This is a genomic window from Micromonospora sp. AMSO12t (assembly GCF_008806585.1).
GTDB lineage: Bacteria > Actinomycetota > Actinomycetes > Mycobacteriales > Micromonosporaceae > Micromonospora > Micromonospora reichwaldensis.
The window spans coordinates 1-5,490 of sequence record NZ_WAAS01000359.1 but is presented as its reverse complement, the minus strand read 5'-3'; the positions used below and the strand labels follow the sequence as shown (position 1 = coordinate 5,490).

Below are 5,490 nucleotides of genomic sequence, written 5' to 3'. Positions count from 1 at the left end.
GGATGCGGGGGTGCGGCGGGTTCCGGCGTCGCGGCGGGACCAGTCGGAGGTCGCCGCGGTGACGGCGGCGTTGGGGCAGTTGTGGGTGGCGGGTGTGCCGGTCGACTGGGCTGCCTACCACGGTCAGACCGGCGCCCGGCCGCACGCGGTCGACCTGCCCACGTACGCCTTCGACCATCGACGTTACTGGATCAATGCCGCGACGCGGTCCTACCGTCCCCCCGCCGCCCGGCGTACCGCCGCCGACGAGGACTTCTGGCGGGCGATCGAGGCGGAGGACCTGACGACCCTCGCCGAGAGCCTGGCCGTCGACGCCGACGCCCCGCTCGCGGACGTGCTGCCGGCGCTGTCCACCTGGCGACGCCGCCGGGACGCCGAAGCGGCCCTCGACTCCTGGCGCTACCGGGTGGCCTGGCAGCCGCTCGCGGACGACGCCGCCCGCGCCGAGGCGACCGACTTCCTGCTCGTCGTACCGGCCGACGCCGATGCGGCCGTGACGGACTGGGCCGCCGCCCTCGGCGCCGCAGGCGGGCGGATCGTCGAGGTCGACGCCGCGTGCGACCGCAAGCGGCTCGCCCACGACCTCGCCGAGGCGTCGGCCGGCCGCGACGGGGACGTGCTGCCCGTACTCTCCCTGCTCGCCCTCGACACCAGGCCGTACGCCGGGGCCGCCTCCGTGCCGACGGGCCTCGCCGGCACGGTCGCGCTCGCGCAGGCCCTCGGGGACGCCGGGATCACCGCCCGGCTCTGGATCGTCACCCGCGGCGCGGTCTCCGTCGGGTCCCGGGACCGGCACGTCGACCCCGTGCAGGCCATGGCGTGGGGCTTCGGCAGCGTGCTGCGCGCCGAGCACCCGCACCGGTGGGGCGGGCTCGTCGACGTCCCCGAGCAGCCCGACCACGGCGTCGTGCGCATGCTCCGGACGCTGATCGCCGGCACCGGTCAGGAGGACGAGGTCGCCCTCCGCGGCACCGGCGGCCACGCCCGCCGGCTCGTTCGTGCGACGTACGGCGACACCGGTGCGCGCCGTTCCTGGACGCCGCGCGGCACGGTGCTGATCACCGGCGGCACCGGGGCGCTCGGGGGACACGTCGCCCGCACGCTGGCCGCCGAAGGAGCCGAACACCTCCTGCTGGTCAGCCGGCGGGGTGGCGAGGCGCCCGGCGCGACCGCCCTCGCCGAGGAACTCGCCGGGCTCGGCACCCGGGTCACCCTCGCGTCCTGCGACGTGGCCGACCGGGCCGCGCTCGCGGCGCTGCTCGACTCGATCCCCGCCGAGCTTCCGCTGAGCGCCGTCGTGCACACCGCCGCCGCCCTCGACGACAACGTCGTCGACGCCGTCAGCGTCGACCAGCTGGCCACCGCCCTGCGGGCGAAGGTCGACGCCGCGCGCAACCTGGACGAGCTGACCCGGGGCACCGACCTCTCCGCCTTCGTCCTCTTCTCCTCCCTCGCCGGCCTCATGGGCGCCGCCGGGCAGACCACCTACGCGCCGGGCAACGCCTTCCTCGACGCACTGGCGCAGCAGCGTCGCGCGGAGGGGCTGCCGGCGACCTCGCTCGCCTGGGGCCTCTGGGCCGACGGCGGGGTGAGCGCCGGTGAGTTCGAGCAGCGGCTGAGCCGCACCGGCTTCGGCGCGATGGCACCGGAGACGGCCGTACGCGCCCTCACCCGGGCGCTGGACCGCGACGAGACGTACCTCGTGGTGGCCGACATCGACTGGGCCCAGGTTGCCGCCGCCGGCGGTCGGCGCCCGCACCCGCTGGTCCGCGACCTGCTGGCCGAGGCCGGCGCGGCGGGGGCGGCCGACGCCCCCGTGCCGGCGGCCGACCTGCGCCTCCGCCTGGCGGGAATGTCCGGTGCGGAGCAGCTGCGCGCCCTCGGCGAACTCGTGCGTGCCGAGGTCGCGGCCGTCCTGGGCCACGAGTCCGCCGAGCGGGTGGCGCCCGACCGGGCCTTCCAGGACCTCGGCTTCACGTCGCTGGCGGCGGTCGAGCTGCGCAACCGGCTCGACGCCGCGACCGGCCTCGCGCTGCCGACCACGCTCGCCTTCGACTACCCGAACTCGGCGGCCCTGGCCGGCCACATCCACGCCGAACTGCTCGGCGGGCAGGCGCTGCCCGTCCCTGCCGCCACCGGCCCCGTCGTGGGCGACGACCCGATCGTCATCGTCGGCATGGGCTGCCGTTTCCCGGCCGGAGCCGAGTCCCCGGAGGGGCTCTGGGACCTGCTGACGGCCGGCGCCGACGCGATGTCGGGCTTCCCGACCAACCGGCACTGGGACCTGGAGTCCCTGGCCGGCACCGACTCCTACGTCTCGCGCGGGGCCTTCCTGGCCGACGCGGGTGGCTTCGACGCGGAGTTCTTCGGCATCTCGCCGCGCGAGGCGCTGGCCATGGACCCGCAGCAGCGGCTGCTGCTGGAGGTCGCCTGGGAGGCGTTCGAGGACGCCCGGATCGAGCCCCTCGCGCTGCGCGGCGACCGGGTCGGGGTGTTCGCCGGCACGAACGGGCAGGACTACGAGACCGTCGTACGCCAGGCCGGGGAGGCGCTCGCCGGATTCGGCGCGACCGGCGCCTCCGCGAGCGTGTTGTCGGGCCGGGTGGCGTACTCGTTCGGTTTCGAGGGCCCGGCGGTGACGGTGGACACGGCGTGTTCGTCGTCGCTGGTGGCGTTGCACCTGGCGGCGCAGGCGCTGCGGTCCGGCGAGTGCGACCTGGCCCTGGCCGGCGGCGTCACCGTGATGGCCACCCCGGGTGCCTTCATCGAGTTCTCCCGCCAGGGCGGGCTGTCGGCGGACGGCCGCTGCAAGGCCTTCGCCGAGTCGGCGGACGGCACCGCGTGGGGCGAGGGCGTCGGCGTGCTCGTGGTGCAGCGCCTGTCGGACGCGCAACGCGACGGGCGTCGCATCCTGGCGGTGGTACGCGGTTCGGCGGTGAATCAGGATGGTGCGTCGAACGGGTTGACGGCGCCGAATGGTCCGTCGCAGCAGCGGGTGATCCGTCAGGCGTTGGCGTCTGCGGGTTTGTCGGCGGTTGATGTGGATGTGGTGGAGGCGCACGGTACGGGTACGTCGTTGGGTGATCCGATTGAGGCTCAGGCGTTGTTGGCGACGTATGGGCAGGGTCGGGATGTGCCGTTGTTGTTGGGGTCGGTGAAGTCGAACATCGGTCACACGCAGGCGGCTGCGGGGGTGGCCGGGATCATCAAGATGATCTTGGCGATGCGGCATGGGATGGTGCCGGCGACGTTGCACGTGGATGCGCCGTCGTCGCATGTGGACTGGGCGTCGGGTGCGGTGGAGTTGGTGACGGCGTCGCGTGAGTGGCCGGGGGTGGGGCGTCCTCGGCGGGCGGGTGTGTCGTCGTTCGGTATCTCCGGCACGAACGCGCACGTGATCATCGAGCAGCCGGAGCCGGAGCCGGAGCCGGCGTCCGCTCAGGTCGCGCCGGTCGCGCCGGTCGCGCCGGTCGCGCCGGTCGGGGTGCCGGTGCCGTGGGTGGTGTCGGGCCGTTCGGAGCGGGGTCTGGCGGGTCAGGCGGCGCGGTTGGCGTCGTTCGTGCGGGACCGGTCCGATCTTGCGGTGGCGGATGTGTCGTGGTCGTTGGCGACCACCCGGGCGGCGTTGGAGCACCGGGCAGTGGTGTGGGGTTCGGACGTGGACGAGCTGGCGGCGGGCCTCGCGACGGTGGCCGAGGGCCGGGTCTCGGGTGTGGTGTCGGCGGGCCGCCGGGCGGTGTTGTTCACGGGTCAGGGCTCGCAGCGCGTGGGCATGGGTCGCGAGCTGTACGACGCGTTCCCGGTCTTTGCGGCGTCGTTCGACGAGGTGTGCGCGCGTTTCGACGGCTTGTTGCCGCGTTCGCTGGGCGAGGTGGTGTTCGCCGAGCCGGGTACCGCCGATGGGGCTCTGTTGGATCAGACCGTCTTTGCGCAGGCGGGGTTGTTCGCGGTCGAGGTGGCGTTGTGGGAGTTGTTGTCGTCGTGGGGTGTGCGGGCGGACTTCCTGGCGGGTCACTCGATCGGTGAGGTGACGGCGGCGTACGTGTCGGGGATGTTGTCGCTGGCGGATGCGTGCGCGCTGGTGGCGGCGCGGGGTCGGTTGATGCAGGCGCTGCCGGCCGGCGGTGTGATGGCGGCGGTCGGCGCGTCGGAGGAGGCTGTCGCCGAGCTGATCGGCGCGTTGGGTGCGGCCGTGGACGTCGCGGCGGTCAACGGTCCCGCGTCGGTGGTGGTCTCGGGTGCCGCCGGCGAGGTGGCCCCGGTGGTGGCGGCCTGCCGTGAGCGGGGTTGGCGGACGAAGGACCTGGCGGTCAGTCACGCGTTCCACTCGCGCCTGATGGAGCCGATGCTCGACGAGTTCGCGTCGGTGGTGGCGGGGCTGGAGTGGCGGTCGCCGCGGGTGCCGATCGTGTCGAACGTGACCGGCGCGGTGGCGGACGCCGCAGAGATCACCGATCCCGGCTACTGGGTGCGGCACGTGCGGCAGCCGGTCCGCTTCGCCGACGGTGTGGCGGCGCTGCGGGCGCAGGGGGTGGACACCTTCCTGGAGGTCGGCCCCGACGCGGTCCTCACCGCCATGGCCGCCGAGGCGGACACTGCCGACGAGGTGCGGTACGTCGCCACGCTGCGCCGCAGCCAGCCCGACGTCACCACCCTCACCAATGCCGTCGGGCAGCTCTGGGCCGCCGGCGTGGCCGTCGACTGGGCGGCGTACCTCGGCCAGACCGGCGCCCGGCCGCGCGCGGTGGAACTGCCCACCTACGCCTTCGACCGGCAGCGCTACTGGCTGGAGGACCCCCAGCCCGGCTCGGCTCCGGAGCGGGCCGGCGCCCCGTCCGACGAGCAGTTCTGGGCGGCGGTCGAGTCCGGGGACCTCGGCGTGCTGGGCGAGGAGCTCGCCGTGGGCGCGGACGAGCCGTCCACGGCGCTGCTGCCCAAGCTCGCCCGGTGGCGGCGGGCGACGCAGCAGCGGGCCGTCGTCGACTCCTGGCGGTACCGGGCGACGTGGCGTACGGCCGCCGTGCCGGACTCCGCGACGTTGGCGGGGACCTGGCTGCTGCTGATGGCACCCGGGCAGGAGGACCACCCGGTGGCCGCGGCGCTGGCCGCCCGGGCCGACCGGGCGGTCCCGGTGCTGGTCCCGGCCGGCGCCGACCGCGACCGGGTGGCGCGGCTGCTGCGGGAGGCGATGGGCTCCGACGCCCGGGACGCCGACGTGGTGTCCCTGCTGTCGCTGGCCGAGCCGCGGGAGGCGTCCCCGGTTCCGGCCGCCGCCGAGGTGTCGACGGCGCTGGCCGTGGTGCAGGCGCTGACCGACGTCGGTGGGTCGGGCCGGCTGTGGTGGCTGACGCGTGGGGCGGTGTCGGTCGGCGGCTCGGACGAGCTGGCGGATGTCGCGGGTGCTGCGGTGTGGGGTTTGGGTCGGGTGGTGGGTTTGGAGGTGCCGTTGCGGTGGGGTGGTTTGGTGGATTTGCCGGGGTTGTTGGATGG

The 5,490-nt window shown here is 74.9% G+C and carries 1 protein-coding gene; it reads left to right on the top strand.

Annotated elements, in window-relative coordinates; genetic code table 11:
• Positions 1-58: 58 nt before the first annotated feature.
• Positions 59-5,490: type I polyketide synthase (locus F6X68_RS30265; protein ID WP_225852520.1), on the top strand; the 5,432-nt coding region annotated here is incomplete at its 3' end.